The 19,000-nt window shown below is 35.7% G+C and carries 20 protein-coding genes; all 20 read right to left on the minus strand.

The annotated features are described in order from the left end of the window. Window positions 1-679: 679 nt before the first annotated feature. The 20 genes from ilvE to glpX all read right to left on the minus strand — a co-directional run bounded on the left by ilvE (window position 680) and on the right by glpX (window position 18,991). A complete protein-coding gene (gene ilvE / locus SPD48_RS00845; protein ID WP_336256150.1) occupies window positions 680-1,579 on the minus strand; it encodes a branched-chain-amino-acid transaminase in 900 nt (299 codons plus the stop codon). A 146-nt stretch (window positions 1,580-1,725) separates the two neighbouring features. Further along, complete coding sequence (locus tag SPD48_RS00850; protein ID WP_336256151.1) at window positions 1,726-2,352, minus strand: ATP-binding cassette domain-containing protein; 627 nt, start codon at window positions 2,350-2,352, stop codon at window positions 1,726-1,728. Between the two features lie 10 nt (window positions 2,353-2,362). Beyond that, on the minus strand, window positions 2,363-3,043 hold the full coding sequence (modB, locus tag SPD48_RS00855) for a molybdate ABC transporter permease subunit (RefSeq protein WP_336256152.1): 681 nt from the start codon (window positions 3,041-3,043) through the stop codon (window positions 2,363-2,365). 17 nt (window positions 3,044-3,060) lie between these two features. Continuing rightward, complete coding sequence (gene modA, locus SPD48_RS00860) at window positions 3,061-3,858, minus strand: molybdate ABC transporter substrate-binding protein (protein WP_336256153.1); 798 nt, start codon at window positions 3,856-3,858, stop codon at window positions 3,061-3,063. A gap of 852 nt (window positions 3,859-4,710) precedes the next feature. Beyond that, on the minus strand, window positions 4,711-5,826 hold the full coding sequence (wecB, locus tag SPD48_RS00865) for a non-hydrolyzing UDP-N-acetylglucosamine 2-epimerase (RefSeq protein WP_336256154.1): 1,116 nt from the start codon (window positions 5,824-5,826) through the stop codon (window positions 4,711-4,713). Window positions 5,827-5,849: 23 nt separating this feature from the next. Beyond that, entirely contained in the window at window positions 5,850-6,479 is a 630-nt protein-coding gene (upp, locus tag SPD48_RS00870; RefSeq protein WP_336256155.1) for a uracil phosphoribosyltransferase, read from the minus strand. Window positions 6,480-6,613: 134 nt separating this feature from the next. Beyond that, on the minus strand, window positions 6,614-7,849 hold the full coding sequence (glyA, locus tag SPD48_RS00875) for a serine hydroxymethyltransferase (protein ID WP_336256156.1): 1,236 nt from the start codon (window positions 7,847-7,849) through the stop codon (window positions 6,614-6,616). 101 nt (window positions 7,850-7,950) lie between these two features. Further along, window positions 7,951-8,490: a TIGR01440 family protein gene (locus SPD48_RS00880; protein WP_336256157.1), complete on the minus strand. Its 540-nt coding sequence runs from the start codon at window positions 8,488-8,490 to the stop codon at window positions 7,951-7,953. A gap of 35 nt (window positions 8,491-8,525) precedes the next feature. Then, entirely contained in the window at window positions 8,526-8,966 is a 441-nt protein-coding gene (gene rpiB, locus SPD48_RS00885; protein ID WP_336256158.1) for a ribose 5-phosphate isomerase B, read from the minus strand. Between the two features lie 38 nt (window positions 8,967-9,004). Further along, entirely contained in the window at window positions 9,005-10,294 is a 1,290-nt protein-coding gene (locus SPD48_RS00890) for a methyl-accepting chemotaxis protein (protein ID WP_336256159.1), read from the minus strand. 18 nt (window positions 10,295-10,312) lie between these two features. Then, a complete protein-coding gene (locus tag SPD48_RS00895) occupies window positions 10,313-10,747 on the minus strand; it encodes a low molecular weight protein arginine phosphatase (RefSeq protein WP_442962088.1) in 435 nt (144 codons plus the stop codon). A 130-nt stretch (window positions 10,748-10,877) separates the two neighbouring features. Further along, window positions 10,878-11,435 carry a manganese efflux pump MntP gene (locus tag SPD48_RS00900; RefSeq protein ID WP_336256161.1) on the minus strand — a complete coding sequence of 186 codons (558 nt, stop codon included), beginning with the start codon at window positions 11,433-11,435 and terminating at the stop codon, window positions 10,878-10,880. 87 nt (window positions 11,436-11,522) lie between these two features. Then, entirely contained in the window at window positions 11,523-12,536 is a 1,014-nt protein-coding gene (locus tag SPD48_RS00905; protein WP_336256162.1) for an L-threonylcarbamoyladenylate synthase, read from the minus strand. A gap of 109 nt (window positions 12,537-12,645) precedes the next feature. Further along, window positions 12,646-13,053, minus strand: coding sequence for a hypothetical protein (locus tag SPD48_RS00910; protein ID WP_336256163.1), 408 nt, complete (start codon window positions 13,051-13,053; stop codon window positions 12,646-12,648). Between the two features lie 56 nt (window positions 13,054-13,109). Beyond that, window positions 13,110-13,766, minus strand: coding sequence for a stage II sporulation protein R (spoIIR, locus tag SPD48_RS00915; protein ID WP_336256164.1), 657 nt, complete (start codon window positions 13,764-13,766; stop codon window positions 13,110-13,112). A 78-nt stretch (window positions 13,767-13,844) separates the two neighbouring features. Next, window positions 13,845-14,711 (minus strand): peptide chain release factor N(5)-glutamine methyltransferase, encoded by an 867-nt coding sequence (prmC, locus tag SPD48_RS00920; protein WP_336256165.1) that lies wholly within the window; start codon window positions 14,709-14,711, stop codon window positions 13,845-13,847. Between the two features lies 1 nt (window position 14,712). Next, entirely contained in the window at window positions 14,713-15,783 is a 1,071-nt protein-coding gene (gene prfA / locus SPD48_RS00925; protein ID WP_336256166.1) for a peptide chain release factor 1, read from the minus strand. 259 nt (window positions 15,784-16,042) lie between these two features. Beyond that, window positions 16,043-16,288, minus strand: a complete 246-nt coding sequence (locus SPD48_RS00930; RefSeq protein WP_336256167.1) for a type B 50S ribosomal protein L31 — start codon at window positions 16,286-16,288, stop codon at window positions 16,043-16,045. 129 nt (window positions 16,289-16,417) lie between these two features. Beyond that, entirely contained in the window at window positions 16,418-17,698 is a 1,281-nt protein-coding gene (gene rho / locus SPD48_RS00935) for a transcription termination factor Rho (protein ID WP_336256168.1), read from the minus strand. 324 nt (window positions 17,699-18,022) lie between these two features. After that, entirely contained in the window at window positions 18,023-18,991 is a 969-nt protein-coding gene (gene glpX / locus SPD48_RS00940) for a class II fructose-bisphosphatase (RefSeq protein ID WP_336256169.1), read from the minus strand. Window positions 18,992-19,000 lie beyond the last annotated feature (9 nt).

Consider the following 19,000-nt stretch of genomic DNA (forward strand, 5'->3'; position numbering starts at 1 on the left):
TTGGGTCCTGTTGTCTCAACTTTCAACTCTTTTGCCTCTGCCTTCAATTTTCTTCCTCCTTACAAGAATTTGTTTTAACTTAGTTATCTCTATGTGGAAATTGCAGTTTAAATTTTCAAATAATAATTACAAAACAACCTCATCCCCTACCTCCATTAGTAAACATAGCTAGTCACCAACTTGGTGAAAGCCTTTGTTGCACTCATGCAGTAGAAAAGTTTTCCACTTTCCTAATAGCTAAATAAAAAAGCTCTTTCCTCCCAAACCTATTAGCATAGATTCATGGGGAGAAAAGAGCACTTTTTCACGGTACCACCCAGGTATTTACAATATTCTCACGAATACTGTCTTACTAGACTTCGAAAATTGAAGTCCAATTTGATAACAGGTGCTCATAATAAACACCTGACTATACCTAGTAGGAAACCGTTCAGTATAGCACTCAAGGATGATGTCAGAATAGGATGTAATTCTGGGCTTTCAGCATCCCCAGATCTCTGTAATTACATATGACCCTGTTCCTTTTTTCCCGTCATCGAGTTCATATATTATATGTTTTCAAAACATTATATTTATATTCGGTAATAATTATTCTTATATTATACGCTATTTTTTATAAAAATACAGTAAAATATATAAAATTCACAAAAATGTAATGTTCCAATAATTCAGGCAAAACTTAAATTGTTGGTTGTTCTTTTTGAATACACGATACTCCGTCAACTAATGTTCTCTCTCTAAAAACTGTCAGTAACTCTTTCGTAATAGCCCCTGGCTCCCCATTACCGATCACACGATTATCGACACTTACAACCGGGATTACCTCTGCTGCAGTACCTGTTAAAAAGACTTCATCGGCAATATAAACATCATGCAATGTAAACGGGCTTTCATCCATAACATAATTAAGCTCATTCGCAATCTCAATAATTACATTTCGAGTAATGCCTTCTAATGCACCTAAGTAAATCGGCGGAGTTTTTATCTTGCCATTTTTGATAATAAAAATATTATCTGCTGATCCCTCTGTCACATAACCTTGATTATTCAATATGAGTGCTTCATCAGCGTCTGCTTGAACTGATGATAATTTTACTAATATATTATTTAAATAGTTTAATGATTTCACTTGTGGATTTAAAACATCTGGACTGCTTCTTCGGTTTACAACAGAAGCCATTTTAAGTCCTTTTTCATATAGTTCTTCTGAATAGATTGCTAACGGTTCTGCAATAACGATTATGGTTGGTGCTAAACAGTTTCTTGGATCTAAACCTAAGTCACCGACCCCTCTTGAAACAACAACCCGAATATATGCACTAGTCAAATTATTTTTTATTACTGTTTGAACAATAATTTGCTGGAGTTCCTCTTTTGTATGCGGGATAGATAACATAATAGAATGTGCTGATTCATAGAGACGATCAATATGCTCTTTTAGTTTAAACACATTGCCTTCATACACTCTAATCCCTTCAAAAACACCGTCTCCATATAAAAATCCATGATCATAGATTGAAATAACGGCCTTTTCTTTTTCGACAAATTCACCATTTACATAAATTAATTGATTACTCAACGTCAGCACTTCTTTCTACTTTAATATGCAAAAATTCTTTGATGAGACGAAATGTTTGAATTAACTAACTAATGTGACGATAATGATACAACCTTTTTAATCATCAGTCAATAGGTTTGTTAAAAGAAAAACTGCTGTAAAGGTTTTCATGATCCAATTTCTTGTAACATACCTTTTTGGATATGTAAAACTTTATCTGCTAATTTTTCTATTTCATATGAATTGTGAGTTACTAACAAAACAGGTATCTTCCAACGATCTTGAATGGCAAGTAGCTGTTCATAACTAAGCTTTTTTGTATCTTCATCTAAAGCGGAAAAAGGCTCATCTAAGAGTAAAAGTTCTGGCTCTGTTGCAAGTGCACGGATTAAAGCAGTACGTTGTTTTTCTCCTCCCGATATTTCATGTGGGTATTGGTCTAATAAATGACCTATATTTAATTCTTCAATTAAACTCCGGGTAAATGGTTCATTTTTCATCCCATAAGCAATATTTTCCCATACAGATTTATGAGGAAATAAAGCATAATCTTGAAATAAATAGCCAATATTTCTATCTTGAACAGGTACGAGAGATTTCCCTTTAAGACATAGATATCTTTCTTTTAACTTAATATATCCATCATTAATTTTCGTCAAGCCTGCTAAACTATTTAAAATTGTTGTCTTACCTGAACCAGACGGTCCAAACAATACGACAATTTCCTTATCAACACGGAATGCTACATCTAATAAATAATGAGATAATTGTTTTTTAATATGTACAGTAAGCATGTTAATTCTCCTATCGATTATGCTTCATCATATTTCTTGCACTCCACCAATTCAACCATAAAATAGCAAAGAAACCTAAAGCAACGATAATGATTACCCAAAATTTGGCAATTTCCATCTTTCCTGACTCAACAGCAAAATAAATAGCCAATGGGATTGTTTCAGTTACATTTGGTATATAACCCGCTAGCATAAGCGTAGCTCCAAACTCTCCCAATCCTCTTGCAAAAGCTAGAACTAGTCCTGCTAAAAGACCTGGCCAAGCCAACGGAAACGCTATCGTCCAAAATACAATCCAACGTGATTTCCCCATCGTTAAGGCTGCATTTTCTAGGTTTTTATCATATTGTTTAAAAGCCGCTGAAGCACTCTGATACATTAAGGGAAATGATACGACGATCGAAGCAATCAGTGCTCCATACCAAGTAAATACAATCTGAAAATCAAAAAGATCTATTAGAATTTTTCCAATCATCCCATTTTTTCCAAAAATATACAAAAGGCCAAATCCAACTACTGTCGGGGGTAAAACAAGGGGTAACAAAAATACTGCTTCGATTATACTTTTTCCAAAGAACTCTTTACGTGAAACAAGGTACGATAAAAACACTCCTGTCAAAAAGACAATAACTGTTGAAATACTTGCTGTTTTTAATGATAACCAAAGTGGAAAAAAGTTAATTTGATCCATATTTATTCCCCTTGAGACTATTTACTAAATCCGTATTTATTTAATGTTTTTTGACCTGATTCAGATAATAAAAATTCGAGAAATGCATATCCTTCTTCTTTTCTAGTTGAGTCGGACGTAACAGCTCCTGGATAAATTATTGGATCATGCATCGATGGATCAGCTTCTGCTAAAATCTTTACCTGATCTGAACTAAGTGCATCGCTCTCATATACAAAGCCAATATCAGTATTTCCTGTTTCAACATAGGTTAAGACTTGTCTAACATCTTGCGCATATACAAATTTCTCTTCAAGCTCATCCCATTTATGTATATTTTTTAAAATCGTTTCCGTATATTCTCCTGCCGGGACACTTTCAGGATTCCCTATAGCAATTTGGTCCAATTCAGCTTTATCGATCTCATTAAAAGAATCAATATCCATTTCAGAATCCTTCGCTACGATCAACACTAATTTATTTCCTATAATATCTTTTCGAGTATCTGTATCTATTAATCCTTCATCTTCTAATGAATCCATCCAATTTTCATTTGCTGATATAAAGACATCTACTGGAGCTCCTTGCTGAATTTGTTGAGCTAATTTTCCAGAGCCTGCAAAGTTAAACGTTAACTTAACATCATGATTCGCCTCATATAATTCTGTAATTTCGTCCATTGCCTCTGTTAAACTAGCCGCCGCTGATACGAATAATTCTTCTTGATTTTTATTGGTTGAATCAACAATTTTCCCCTTACCTTCTTCTCCATTATTACAACCAGCAATAATTAATAGAATTAACACGAATAATAACGATCGTTTTAAAAACTGCATTTACTATATGCCTCCAAGATATTTCATCTTATAATAATAGTTATGTTTGATTATATCTAGTGTATAGAAATAAGTAAACATCAGTTGTTTTACGAGTCTGAATGAAGTAAAAGGGAATCGGATGAAGAATGATAAACTAGTAGTAGACGATTCTTTTGAGGAGTGATTTTTTGCCACAAAATACCTTATTAACTACGGAAGAAATAGCAAAATTATTTATGAAAAATAAAGGGCTAATTCATCCAACTCATCTGAGGTATAAGTAAGGGACAGAATAGTATAGAACTGCACGGTTTGCAGTAACTGCATCAACTATATTAATTTCCGGAAGACGCTTCGGAAAAATACTTCGCTTTCACCACAGGCATAAGCGCGACATCAGTTCAAGCAATGCTAACACTTGCTTTCACTGTGTCTCCTTTACCCCGGGCACGGCGTAAGCTTCTGTAGCTTCTCGTTAACGAGAAACTACAGGGTTCTTCGGACTCGCGCTGTTCCTGCAGGAGGCTTCGTATTTTTCCTGCGCTAGCATGTAATAGTAGTAAATATTGTTGTTGTCGATCCCTAAATTCTATTAGCAGTGACCATCCCAGCGGAGGAAATATGTGGAGACTCCTATGGGAGCATAGGCCTAGATGAGACTACGAAGTGCATAGCACGAAGGAGGCTCAACAGCCGCCCATGGAAAGCGAAACATATTTCCGCAGCGGTTAATCAATTCATTCCTAAATTTTAGTTGCTGCGCAGTTTACGTACATTCATCCGTTAAATTTTTCTCGATATAGATAAAAAAATTCCGAACGAGAAGGTTCTATCTCTTCGTTCGGAGTTCAATCTGATTATAAGAGTCGTTTATACTTTTATATTTTTTGCAATAATATCTGCGATACGTTTTGAAGCTTCTCCATCACCATATGGATTAGAAGCTTTCGCCATTTCATGATACATAGTCTCATTTGTTAATAACTCGTTTGCCAATTCAAATATTGTCTCTTCATCTGTTCCAGCTAATTTTAATGTTCCTGCTTTAATCCCTTCAGGTCTCTCCGTTGTATCCCTAAGAACCAATACTGGTATTCCAAGAGATGGAGCTTCCTCCTGAATACCACCAGAGTCAGTTAAAATGATATGAGATTTAGCCATAAAGTTATGAAAATCATTCACAGATAAAGGTTCAATTAAATTTATTCGCTCATCATCTCCTAAAAGCTCTGTAGCAGCTTTTTTAACAGTCGGATTCAGATGAACAGGATAAACGACATGAATATCTTCATGTTCTTGAACTAGCCGCTTAATTGCTCGAAACATACTTGTTAAATTTTTTCCAAGATTCTCCCGGCGATGTGCTGTTAGCAATAGTAAGCGATCGTTTTTTAACTTATTTAAAATAGGGTGACTGTATGTAGATGTAATGGTTGTTTTTAATGCGTCTATCGCTGTATTACCAGTTATATAAATATCTTCTTCCCTTTTATCCTCTCGTAATAAATTAAGCTTGGCTCTCTCCGTAGGTGCAAAATGAAAATCTGCCAGAACACCAGTTAATTGTCGATTCATCTCCTCGGGAAAAGGCGAGTATTTATTATAGGTTCTCAAGCCTGCTTCTACATGACCAAGAGGTATTTCATTATAAAAAGCTGCAAGGGACGCTGCAAAAGTCGTGCTTGTATCCCCATGGACCAATACGAGATGAGGGTTTACTTTTTTCATTATTTCATCTAGTCCATTTAATGCCGAAGTTGTAATTTGAGCTAAAGACTGACTCTGTTTCATCATATTTAAATCAAAGTCCGGCTGAATTTGAAAGACATCCAGAACTTGATCTAACATTTCTCTATGTTGAGCAGTGACAGCTACAATCGACTCAAATTCTAACGCACGGTGTTCAAACTCTTTAATTAAAGGGGCCATTTTGATCGCTTCTGGTCTTGTACCGAAGATTGATAATACTTTTATTCGATTACCCATTTATGATCGCTCCAAACAACAATTTACTTTGTTCCAAACAATCTATCTCCTGCGTCACCAAGCCCTGGAACAATATATCCCTTTTCATTTAACGATTCATCCAATGCACATAAATATATGTCAACATCAGGATGGTTTTTTTGAATTAATTCTACTCCTTCAGGGGCAGCTACTAAGCACATTAACTTAATAGATTTTGCTCCTCGTTTCTTAAGTGAATCAATTGCATCATTTGCAGAACCACCTGTAGCAAGCATTGGATCGAGTACAATTAACATCCTTTCTGAAATATCAGAAGGTAATTTTATATAATACTCAACAGGCAAAAATGTTTCGGGATCTCGATAAAGCCCAATATGACCTACTCTTGCAGCTGGCAACAACTGAAGCATCCCATCAACCATGCCAAGCCCAGCACGTAGAATAGGAATTAAGCCAATTTTCTTTCCCGTTAATACTTGTGCATTTGCTGTCGTTACCGGTGTTTTTACTTCTACATTTTTAACCGGTAAATTCCGTGTAATCTCAAATCCCATTAACATGGATACTTCATCTACAAGCTCTCTAAATTGCTTTGTACCTGTATTTTCGTCACGAATGATCGTTAATTTATGTTGAATTAATGGATGATCTAAAATATAAAGATTGCCCATCTTGCCACCCTCCAATTTTCGATAATTTTTTTACCGTTACCATCTTACATTTTTCTTGGCAAATTGTCTAAAGATGTCTTCTTTTATTCTTAACTTAAAGAAAGACACCTAAAAAACAAGGTGTCTTCTCCAATTTATGCGTATAATGGTAATTTTTTCGTAAGATTTGCAACTCTTTCTGAAGCTTCTTGCTTCTTTTCTTCATCATCAATATGATGTAGAACAAGCGAGATGATTTTTCCTACCTCTTCCATATCTTCTTCTTTGAACCCACGTGTAGTAACTGCTGCAGTACCAACTCTTACTCCACTAGTGATAAAAGGACCCTCTGAATCAAATGGGATTGTATTTTTATTTGTTGTAATACCAACTGAATCTAAAGCCTCTTCTGCAACTTTACCTGTTAAACCTAATTTTGATACATCGAGTAATAACAAATGGTTATCTGTTCCACCTGATACAATGCGAATACCTTCTTCTGTTAGAACTTCACCTAAAGCTTTTGCATTCTTAACAATTTGCTCTGCATAATGTTTAAAATCATCTGATAATGCCTCTTTAAAAGCTACAGCTTTGGCAGCAATAATATGCATTAATGGACCACCCTGTATACCTGGAAAAACGACTTTATCAATAGCTTTCGCATATTTTTCTTTACACATAATTAAACCACCACGAGGTCCTCGTAATGTTTTATGTGTTGTCGTCGTTACAAAGTCAGCGTATGGTACAGGACTAGCATGCACTCCAGCGGCAACAAGACCTGCAATATGAGCCATGTCAACAAATAAATATGCTCCAACTTCGTCTGCAATTTCACGGAATTTAGCAAAGTCGATAGTACGTGAATAAGCACTTGCTCCTGCAACAATCATTTTTGGTTTTACTTCTTTTGCTTTTTCACGAATAACTTCATAATCAAGTTGTTCTGTTTCCTTATCTACTCCGTATTCAACAAAGTTATAAAGGATACCACTGAAGTTAACCGGGCTTCCATGTGTTAAATGCCCGCCATGGCTTAAATTCATACCTAAAATAGTATCCCCTGGTTTTAAAACAGAGAAATATACTGCCATGTTTGCTTGTGCACCTGAATGTGGTTGGACGTTCACATGGTCTGCACCAAAGATTTCTTTAGCTCTATTTCTTGCTAAGTCTTCAGCCACATCAACGTGTTCACAGCCACCATAATAACGTTTACCTGGGTAACCTTCCGCATATTTATTCGTTAAAACAGAACCCGTAGCCTCCATAACTGCTTCCGAAACAAAGTTTTCAGAGGCGATTAATTCAATATTATCCTGTTGACGTTTTTTTTCTGCTTGAATAGCATCAAATAATTCATGATCTGCCTGTTTTAAATGGTCCATTTTAATTTTCGTTCCTCCTAAAAAAGAATATAAACTTATCATAACAAAAAACAATTTATTTTTACATAAATTGCTTTAAGCTGTGTTTATTTTCTTATTAATCACGCATATTTTGCTCGTGATCCGCCAATTAATTTGGGTCTTGTTCTTGCCGCTGTAACATGGGCATTACCAATTGTTTTTTGATTAAACCGGAGGGGTACTGCGACTTTCTTTAAATGCATACCTATCATTGTGTCTCCGATATCCATACCTGCATGGGCCGCTATCTCTTCTACAACGACTGCATCTCCAAGGTGGTTATATGCAAATGATGCCATAGAACCACCCGCTGTAGGGACAGGAATAACAGAAACAGGTTCGAGATTTAAATTCTCTTGCACCCTTTTTTCAATGACTAAAGCTCTGTTTAAATGTTCACAACATTGAAATGCCAAGTGTATACCTTTTTCTTTCGCAAGGCGATTCAATGAATAGAAAATTACTTCGGCAATTTCTTCACTTCCTGAAGTCCCGATATGCTTTCCTGCAACTTCACTCGTCGAACAGCCGACGACAAAAAGATTATCTGGTTTTAAATAATCGTTCTCCAACCATTCTAATGTTATACGCTCTAAATCTTTCTTTACTTCATTAAGCATGTTAAAACCTCACTTATAAATGAGTATCGTTAGATTTATTCCTTCTCATAGGTAGAAATTTTTTCAATACGATTTTGATGTCGCCCACCTTCAAATTCTGTTGTGAGCCATGTTTTAACTATTTCTCTAGCAAGGCCTGGACCAATTACACGTTCACCCATTGCTAATATATTCGAATCATTGTGCTGTCTAGTAGCCTTAGCAGAAAATACATCATGTACTAATGCACAACGGATTCCTTTCACCTTATTTGCAGAAATAGATATACCAATGCCTGTACCGCACACAAATATCCCACGATCAAATTCTCCATTTGCTACACGTTCTGCTGCTGGGAATGCATAATCAGGATAATCAACTGATGCTGTACAATCTGCCCCGACGTCTTCATACGTAAATCCTAATTCATCTAAGACAGATTTGACTTCATTTCTAAGTGTCATGCCTGCATGGTCACCTGAAATTATTACTTTCAAATGAGTTTCCTCCTCTATAGGTGATTGATTAACACTTATTATACACTAAATTGGTTGATTTGTTTCTTTAATTCCTGAGCTTGATCCTCTAATTCGTGTGCCAATTTATCAACTGCTTTGATCGTAGCATCTTGCTCTGTAGCTGCAGCGCTTACTTCCTCCGTCGCCGCAGAAGTTTCCTCAGCAATAGCCGCTACTTCTTGTGACTGTTGTACAGTTGATTCGATAAAATGTAACTGACGGTTAACAAGTTCACGAATTGTTGAGATTTCATTTGCTACTTCAGTAACAGATGATGACATTTCTTCAAAAGATTCATTTGTTAACTCGCCACTTTTCGCTTCTTCATTTGCCCGTTCTACATGCTCATTTATTTTATGTACAACAAGTGTAACGTCTTTCTGAATAGCTGTTATTAAAGAGGAAATTTGTTGGACTGCTTGCGCACTTTGATCTGCAAGTTTTCGAATTTCATCAGCTACTACCGCAAATCCTTGACCATGTTCTCCAGCACGTGCTGCCTCAATTGACGCATTTAGAGCAAGCAAATTTGTCTGTTCTGCTATTTCACCAACCATCGTAATGATTGATTCTACTTGTAAAGCATTTGACTTTAGCTTCTCAACATCTTTTAATGAAACCTCCTGTTCGTTAGCAAGAGTTTGAACACCATGTACAAGCTGATTCACAACAACTTTACTTTCGGATAAAATTTGCAACATCTTTTCAGATTTCTCTGTTGATTGTTCCGCTTTAGTTTGCACTTCTTGTGCTAGATTTGTCGCCTCTTCTACAGCTTCTGCTGTCTGCTGTGTCGCTTCTGCAGAACTGATAGCACCTTGAGAAATATCTTCTGTCGCTCCATTAATTGCAACAGAGTGTTTAGTAGCAACTTCTGTAACTTCTTTCATTTGAGAAACGGTCTTATTTGTGTTTGTAAAATTTCGATCAATATTATGTACCATATTTTGTATGTTCTTAAACATTGCATCTACAGCAATACTAAGGGAGCGAATTTCATCATCTGACTTCGGTATATTAATTTCCTGCTTTAAATCTCCTTCTGCAGCACGAGAAGCGGCCTGCTCAAGTCTTTGCAAAGGTTTCGTAATAAACCGAGCAGCTAAGAATGCTAAAATTCCTGACCAGATTATTCCTAACAATAAAGTAAGTACAATAAATAATTGCTCTGAAACATTCCAATACGGTTTTACATAATCATGAATAACATAAATGAATAATGCACTACAGGAATAGGTTATTAATGCCAGTAATGTTGTAAAAACGACTAACTTTTTCTGCAAATTAAATCTGTATTTTTTCCTCATAAGTTTTTCCCCCAATACTTAGGTATCTATTTTTTTAATTATTGCTTCAATATACTTCTCCATCTCTGATAATGTTTGTTCGTACTTAAATAAATCTCCACCAAATGGATCGATAATATCACCATTTTGGTTATTTGTAGAAAATTCAATTAGCGTATTGTATTTATTTTGGTACTCCGGAAACTGATCTATTAAGAGACGTTTATGTCCTTCTGTCATCGTAAGAACAAGATCTGCCCAATTCAATAGTTTCTTCGTAACCGTTTGGGCGGAATGATCTATCTTTAGGCCTCTTTCCTCCAATGCTTTGATCGCATTCTGATTTGCCTCCTCATTTGGTGAGGCAAAAATTCCCGCAGATTGTACAAAAAGATGTGGTGCCTTATCTTTTAATAAAACTTCAGCCATAGGACTTCTACACGTATTTCCTGTACAAACAAATAAAATATTCATTCCTATCATCCTTTTTATCCCTAAGTTTAATATAGCACAAATTTTTTCCAATTGTTAATAATATAGTGAAAAAGAATCATTTATTTTATAGGTTAAAACTACTATTTATGTAAATTTGAAATAATCTATATTAACTGGCAAAAATAATGTTCAACCCAAACATAAATAAAATTACTCCCCCTAATATTTCACTATAAGTACCAAGGAGAGAGTGAGCTTTTTTTCCTATTAATAGACCAATCCATGAGAGGATCATTGTAATAATACCAAAACAGAAAATAATAAATATTGTTTTGACACCTGACAATCCTAAGCTGAGTCCTACTGGTAAACTGTCAACACTCACAATAATGGCCACTGACAATAGTTTTATTCCTTCTGGGTTTATTAGAAATTCATTTTTTGTCTGTAGTGCAGAAAAAACCATATAAGATCCAATTATAATTAAAATAAACCCACCAGCAACAGAAGTAACATACTCTACTTTTGATGTTAAATATTGTCCTACCACAAAACCTATAAAAGGCAATATGATATGAAAACATCCAATGGTTAGCCCTATGATCGCGACTCTTTTTAATCGTATATTTTGCATTCCTATACTTAAACTAACTGAAAAACCATCTAATCCTAACGCAACTGCCATCAATAGCAGAGCTCCAATCTCACTCAATTGCTGAATCAACATATGCGTTCCCCCTTGTCCTTGCTTGTACAATCTATGCGAAAAGACAAGGGAATATGTTTGCGCAAAAAAGACGCGATTCAAAGGTAACTAATCGATTATACTTGTTGCTGCTCTTTCAATTCGATCCATTACCGCTCTTCCGACTCCGCTAGTTGGAAATGACTCACATATCACTACATCAATTTCTTCTTGTTTAAAAGAACGCAGGGCATTATACAATCTTTCAGCGATCTCTTCTTCATTTTCACCTAAGACGATTATTTTCTCTGCCTGAAATTGCTTTGCATTACTTGCACTGACTAAGAGCCCTATTCGACTACCTTTAGACTTCTCTTTATTAATGACTTGTTCCATTTGACTTTTTTGTTTAACGAGTATTAGCGGCACTTCTGGAGCATAATGTTTATATTTCATACCGGGTGATTTTGGTTTCTCGGAATTATCAGATAGTGTGGATGCAACTTCTACATTCCCAACCACTTGCTGAATTTCATCTGTTGTAATTTTGCCTAATCTTAACACAACAGGTTGTGCCTCAGTGCAATCAATTACTGTTGATTCCACCCCTACTTTGGCTGGCCCTCCGTCTAAAACTGCTGAAATTTTACCTTCCAAATCGTCCAAAACATGTTGTGCAGTTGTTGGGCTCGGTTTTCCCGAAATATTCGCGCTAGGTGCAGCTATAGGGATTTCAGAATAACGAAGTAATTCCAAGGCTACTGGATTATCTGGTATTCTTACTCCAACAGTTGTTAAACCAGCAGTAACATTTTTTGCAACTTTTCCACTGCTCTTAAGCACATATGTGATCGGCCCTGGAGAAAATTTATCAATTAAATCCTCTACATAAGGAGGAATATCAGTAACTAATTCAAAAAGTTGTTCTTTAGATCCGATGTGAACAATTAATGGATTGTCGTTAGGGCGCCCTTTTGCTCGATATATTTTATCAACCGCTTCTTCTCTCGTTGCATCAGCTCCTAATCCATAAACGGTCTCAGTTGGGATCGCCACGATTTCACCTTTTTTTAATAATATTGCAGCCTTTTTTATCGATTCATTCAAAAATTTATCTTTAGCAATTAAATGTTTTGTTTCCATTTTGCTTGACCTCTTTTCTATCTATCATTTTAGTCGATAGTTACTGTCAAGCACAAATAAAAAAAGCTTGTACTATTTTTGTACAAGCTTAACTTTACTGTTTTTTCATCTAATTGGCATATTTGTAGGACCACCAATGACCTTTACGCTTAACCGCTTGCTGCAATTGTAACGATTGATTCGTTTGCAGTGAGAAACTAAGTGACTCTAGTAAAAGATCTGTCACGGGCTGTTCACTATGAGCATAGACGACTTTAGCCTCTTTTTGTTTGGCAAAAATTAAAACAAATTCTAATAGGACAGGCAGTTTAACCGCCTCATTCTGAATAATGTATAATTGCTTTAACCAAAAGGCTCCGTTTTCGATCGGCGCTAGTTCGAAACAGCCTATTATCTTCTCATCACACTCTACTACATATCCAGTATCAAGCAATGAACTTATCTCTACCTGGTCGTTATTCTCTAAAAATCGTTCCAAACGTTCTTTAGGTACATGAGAAGCTTCAATGATATTCATTCAGTCCACCTCTATCATTAATTTTCTTTTAATACTTTATGTTTGTAACAAAGAAATTATGATAATCCCAGCCATTCAAATAGAAAAAACTTCACTTCCATTTCTTCTTCATCTTCCTCATCTTCTTCACGAGCAATAGATTCTTCTTGTTCTATCTCATCCTCTTCGATTGATTCTTCTTCATTAGCATCATCTAGTTCATCCGTTTCTGAATCTGCTACAGTAGACCCATTTGAAAAGTCAATAAAGCATAATGGTGGAAATAAAACACACCACCAGTTGGAACCTTTACTCTCACCAATAGAAATAAGCACTGCTTCATATTCTCCAGCCGGATATACGAAATTATCATATATTTTCATTGGAAATGTCACATTTGAACTATACTCAACGGTAAAAGAGTGTAAAACATTTTGTTCCTTTAATGTAGTTTCTACTATTTCTTCGATCTTAGGAATCTGATTATCAATTGTTGTCCTAGCTTCTTCTATATTATCTATATCTATTACTAGCTCATTGATGTACTTATTCACTTCATCTCGTACCATTCGTTTGATCGCCTGGTCTTCATCAGAATCACTATTAGCTAATATTCGCAGACGAATTGCTTCATCAGGAATGACTTGATGCGATTGTTCCGTACCTACTTCTTCTACCTGCAATCCAAAAACATTCAAAACTATCAATATAATAAATATAATTCCTTTTTTCATTGTATTATCCCCCGCCATACAAAGTTATTTACAGTATGGGCAACGGAATAAAAATATAAACACTCTATTATTTTTTCCCTACAACTGAGCGGATATAATTCGATCCTTACCATTTAAGTCTTTTATTGTTTTTATTTGTTTCGGGGAAAGTTTTTGCTCCAAAATTGTTGTAACTGCCGAAGACTGGGTATAGCCAATTTCAAAACAAATGTAACGCTCCGATCTATCAGAAAGGGAGGCGATTTGACCAATAATTTCATGATAAGCGGCAAGCCCATTATTAGAAGCAAATAACGCTAAATCCGGATCAAAATTTTTTACAGTATCTGAAAGGAAGTCTCTTTCTGTCTCAGCTATATAAGGAGGATTCGAAACAATAACATGCGGGTTACAATACTCGGTTATCCCTTCTAAAAAATTCCCTTGCACAAATTGTATATTCGCACCATGCTTTTTAGCGTTCCTCTTAGCGACTTGAAGCGCTTGTGTAGAAATATCTGTCGCATATACAGTTGCATTCGCTAACTCCAATGCCAGTGTTATACCAATTATCCCACTACCTGTACCGACATCAACGATAGTAACCGGCTGATTTTCTGCAAGGTTTTTTTCTACAATATGGATAACATGCTGCACTAATTCTTCTGTCTCAAATCGCGGTATTAGAACATGCTGATTGACTTCGAATTCCCGTCCAAAAAATTCCTCATAGCCAGTAATATGTTGGACTGGTACTCCTGTCATCACATGTTTATGGATATCTGCTTTAAATTGTTTGATAATGGAATCGCCAATATTCTCTTGCATATTGGCAAAATATTCAGACCGTGACATCCCCAACAAGTGTTGGAGTAATATTTCTGCTACTCTTTCTTCTCGGTTATTTTTTTGTAAAAAAGAAAAAGCCCAATTCAGGACTTCATATTGTTTTGATGACTCACACATATTATTCACCTATATGTTCAAGTTTTTTCGTTTGATCGTCTATTAAAAGAGCGTCAATAAATTCATCCAATTTTCCTGCTAAGATCTGATCTAATTTTTGAATCGTTAATCCAATCCGATGATCTGTAACTCTATTTTGCGGAAAATTATATGTTCTTATTCGCTCCGAACGATCTCCCGTTCCAACGGCTGATTTTCGAGATTCATCGTATTCAGCTTGTGCTTCTTGTTGATATTTATCATATAATCTTGCTCTTAATACTTTCATTGCTTTTTCTTTATTTTTAATTTGAGATTTTTCATCCTGACAAGAAACTACTATTCCAGTAGGTTCATGTGTTAACCTAACTGCTGACATCGTCGTGTTTACACTTTGTCCACCTGGACCACTTGAGGCAAATCGGTCTACTCGAATATCGCTCTCATTCAGTTCGATTTCTACATCTTCCGCTTCTGGTAAAACAGCAACAGTTGCAGTTGAAGTATGGACACGTCCACTTGCTTCTGTCTCTGGGACACGTTGAACACGGTGTGCGCCGTTTTCAAACTTTAATTTTGAAAAAGCACCTTTCCCATTAATCATAAAAATAATTTCTTTATATCCACCAACACCAGTTGTATGTGCTTCAATAACTTCCGTTTTCCATCTATTGGCTTCCGCATAACGCGAATACATTCTATATAAATCTCCAGCAAAAAGGGCTGCTTCATCTCCACCTGCAGCTGCGCGGATTTCCATGATAACGTTCTTATCGTCATTAGGATCTTTAGGTAATAATAAAATCTTTAAGTCTTCTTCCAGTTGTTCATTTCGCTCTGTTAATTCATCTATTTCCATCTTAACCATTTCAATCATGTCATCATCTAAATCATCTTCTAACATTTCTTTCGCATCATTCAGTTCTGTTTTCGTATGCTTATATTCTCTATACGCGACAACTGCGTCTTCCAAGTCAGATTGCTCTTTTGAATATTCACGTATTTTATTCGGGTCACTAATAACTTCCGGATCACTAAGTAATTCGTTAAGTTTATTATATCGATCTTCTAAAGATTGCAATCGATCTAGCATGAAGGAATCACCTCTTCTTACCATTCTTATAATTATTTTATATATAGTATACACTACTTCATAATCACGAAACTATTTTAATCCAATAAAAAACAGGCATGAAGCCTGCCTGTTTGTATAACAATATTTGTGTAATGAAAAAATCTATAGACAAGTCAATCTATGTCTAGTAAAGCTATTCAAGACTTACTATTTGCATTGACCAGTTTTAATCAATAAAAGCTTCAATAAGTCTTTATGAACGCTTTAGCTTTTCGATTTAATTCATATTATATTTTTTCTTAAATCGGTCAACACGTCCGCCAACTCTGTCAGCTTTTTGTTTACCTGTATAGAAAGGATGTGTATCTGAACTAATTTCAATACGGATTACTGGATACTCGTTTCCATCTTCCCATTCCATCTTTTCTTCAGAAGTTCTCGTTGAACCACTTAAAAATTTATAGTTTGACTCTGTATCAAGAAAAATAACTTTTTGATAGTTAGGATGTAAATCTTTCTTCATCTTTCCACCTCTTTTACATTGTATTACGTAAATCATTCATTGTAAACGATACTCTTCCTCACATCTTGATATTATAACAGTTAAGAACTTTGAATGCAAGCAAGATAATTACAATTATTTGATTAAGCCTTATCTCTGCTGTCGTTTACTTTTAAGCTCTTCATCAATTGATTGAAAGAACTCTTCATTCGTTTTGGTACTCTTTAATCTTCTTATAAAACGCTCAGTGAAATCATGAGAATCTTGCATCGTTTTTCGAATCATCCACATTTTGTCTAAATGGTCTTTAGAAACAAGCAACTCTTCTTTTCGGGTACCTGAACGTAAAATATCGATCGAAGGAAATATTCTTCTTTCTGCGAGGCTACGGTCTAAATGTAATTCCATATTTCCTGTTCCTTTAAACTCTTCATAGATTACGTCATCCATTCTTGAACCAGTATCTACTAAGGCAGTTGCTAAAATAGTTAAGCTTCCACCTTCCTCAATATTTCTTGCTGCTCCAAAAAAGCGTTTAGGTCGATGGAAAGCAGCTGGATCAATCCCCCCTGAAAGTGTTCTACCACTTGGTGGGATAACTAAATTATACGCTCTTGCGAGACGAGTAATACTATCCATAAGAACAATAACATCACGTTTATGCTCAACTAATCGCATCGCTCTTTCCAAAACTAATTCTGATACTTTAATATGGCTTTCTGGCACTTCATCAAAAGTAGAACTTACAACATCGACATCAGGGTGAACGAATCTTTCAATATCCGTTACCTCTTCCGGACGCTCATCTACTAATAAAATTATTAATTTTGCTTCTGGATGATTTTCGGAAATACTATTTGCTAATTCTTTTAGTAGCATTGTTTTTCCTGCCTTTGGGGGAGCAACAATTAAGCCACGTTGTCCAAAGCCTACCGGTGTCATTAAATCCATTACTCTAGTAGATAGATTATGGGGTTCTCTTTCTAATTTCATACATCGATCTGGATATAGAGCTGTTAACGCTGGGAAGTGTACCCGCTCTTTTGCAGTCTCCGGGTCATCTCCATTCACTGCATCTACATGGAGTAATCCGTAATACCGTTCATTTTCTTTTGGAGGTCGAACTTTTCCTGAGACTTTATCACCGTTTCTTAAATCGAAGCGACGAATTTGTGAGGCAGATATATAAATATCTTCCGCGCTGGGGGAGTAATTAATTGGACGTAAAAAACCGAATCCTTCCGAAGGAATAACTTCCAATATTCCATCCATAAATAAATAACCATCTTTTTCAGCATGTGCTTTTAAAATTGCAAAAATTAATTCCTTTTTTGTTAATTTTGCATAATATGAAACTTTATATTCTCTGGCTAACGCATATAATTCCTTTAGCGTTAATTCTTCCAAATGAGAAATAGTTATACCGGCCACTTCATCACCACACCTATTCTTTATTTTTCCCGTGTATATTTTTATCTATTGTATTCTAAGCTAAGTATATTATATTGATCATTTATTAAATTTAGATAGGTTATTTTTATTATTGAAGATATAGTTCTATATTAATAGATTAACGCGCATAGAGCGTTAAGAAAAGAGGAGTCGAATGGGAGATTATATTTGTGCATGTTCATCATTAATATATTCAAGATAAGTTCGTACGCTTAAAACTTTTCCGAAAAAATATATGGTAGATATATCATACATGTTTATTATCTGGTATTCAACTCTGCTTTACTTATGCTATACAAAAAATCACGATTCCATAACAAGGTTTGGTTTTTTTTTCAAACTATGCTGGCCATCTATAAAACGAATGGTACCACTTTTTGCGCGCATTACAACTGTGTGTGTAGTAGCTCTTTGTCCTTTATATTGGACTCCTTTTAGTAATTCTCCATCCGTAACTCCTGTAGCCGCAAAGATCGCATCATCTCCACCACAGAAATCATTCATATAAAATACTTTATCCATATCAGGAATTCCCATCCTCTTACAACGGGAGATCTGTTCTTCGTTTGTTGGTCTTAATTTCCCTTGTATTTCTCCACCTAAACACTTTAATGCTACTGCTGAAATAACTCCCTCAGGAGCTCCACCGATACCAAATAATATGTCTACTCCAGTTTTATCAAATGCAGTATTCATTGCTCCGGCTACATCACCATCTTGGATTAACTTAATTCTTGCACCTGCTTCTCTTATTTCGTGTATTAATTGTTCATGGCGTGGACGATTTAAAATAACTGCAACAATGTCTTCAATATCCTTATTCTTAGCCTTTGCTACAGCCTTTAAGTTATCAATAGTCGGTGCATTTATATCAATTTTGCCAACTGATTCAGGTCCAACTGCTATTTTTTGCATATACATATCAGGTGCATGTAATAGATTCCCGCCATCAGCTATTGCAATGACAGATAGAGCATTCCACGTACCGCTTGAAACGATACTTGTGCCTTCTAAAGGATCGACAGCTACATCAACAAGTGGTCCATTACCTGTACCTAATTTCTCACCTATATACAACATTGGGGCTTCATCCATTTCTCCTTCCCCAATAACGACGGTACCTCGCATAGGAATTGTATCAAACACTGTACGCATAGCGGATGTTGCTGCATCATCTGCTTCGTTTTCTTTCCCTCTTCCCATCCATCTCGCTGATGAAAGTGCAGCAGCTTCTGTGACACGAACTAACTCCATCGTTAAACTTCTTTCCATTGATGTCAA

The organism is Pseudogracilibacillus sp. SE30717A, assembly GCF_037071985.1.
GTDB lineage: Bacteria > Bacillota > Bacilli > Bacillales > Amphibacillaceae > Pseudogracilibacillus.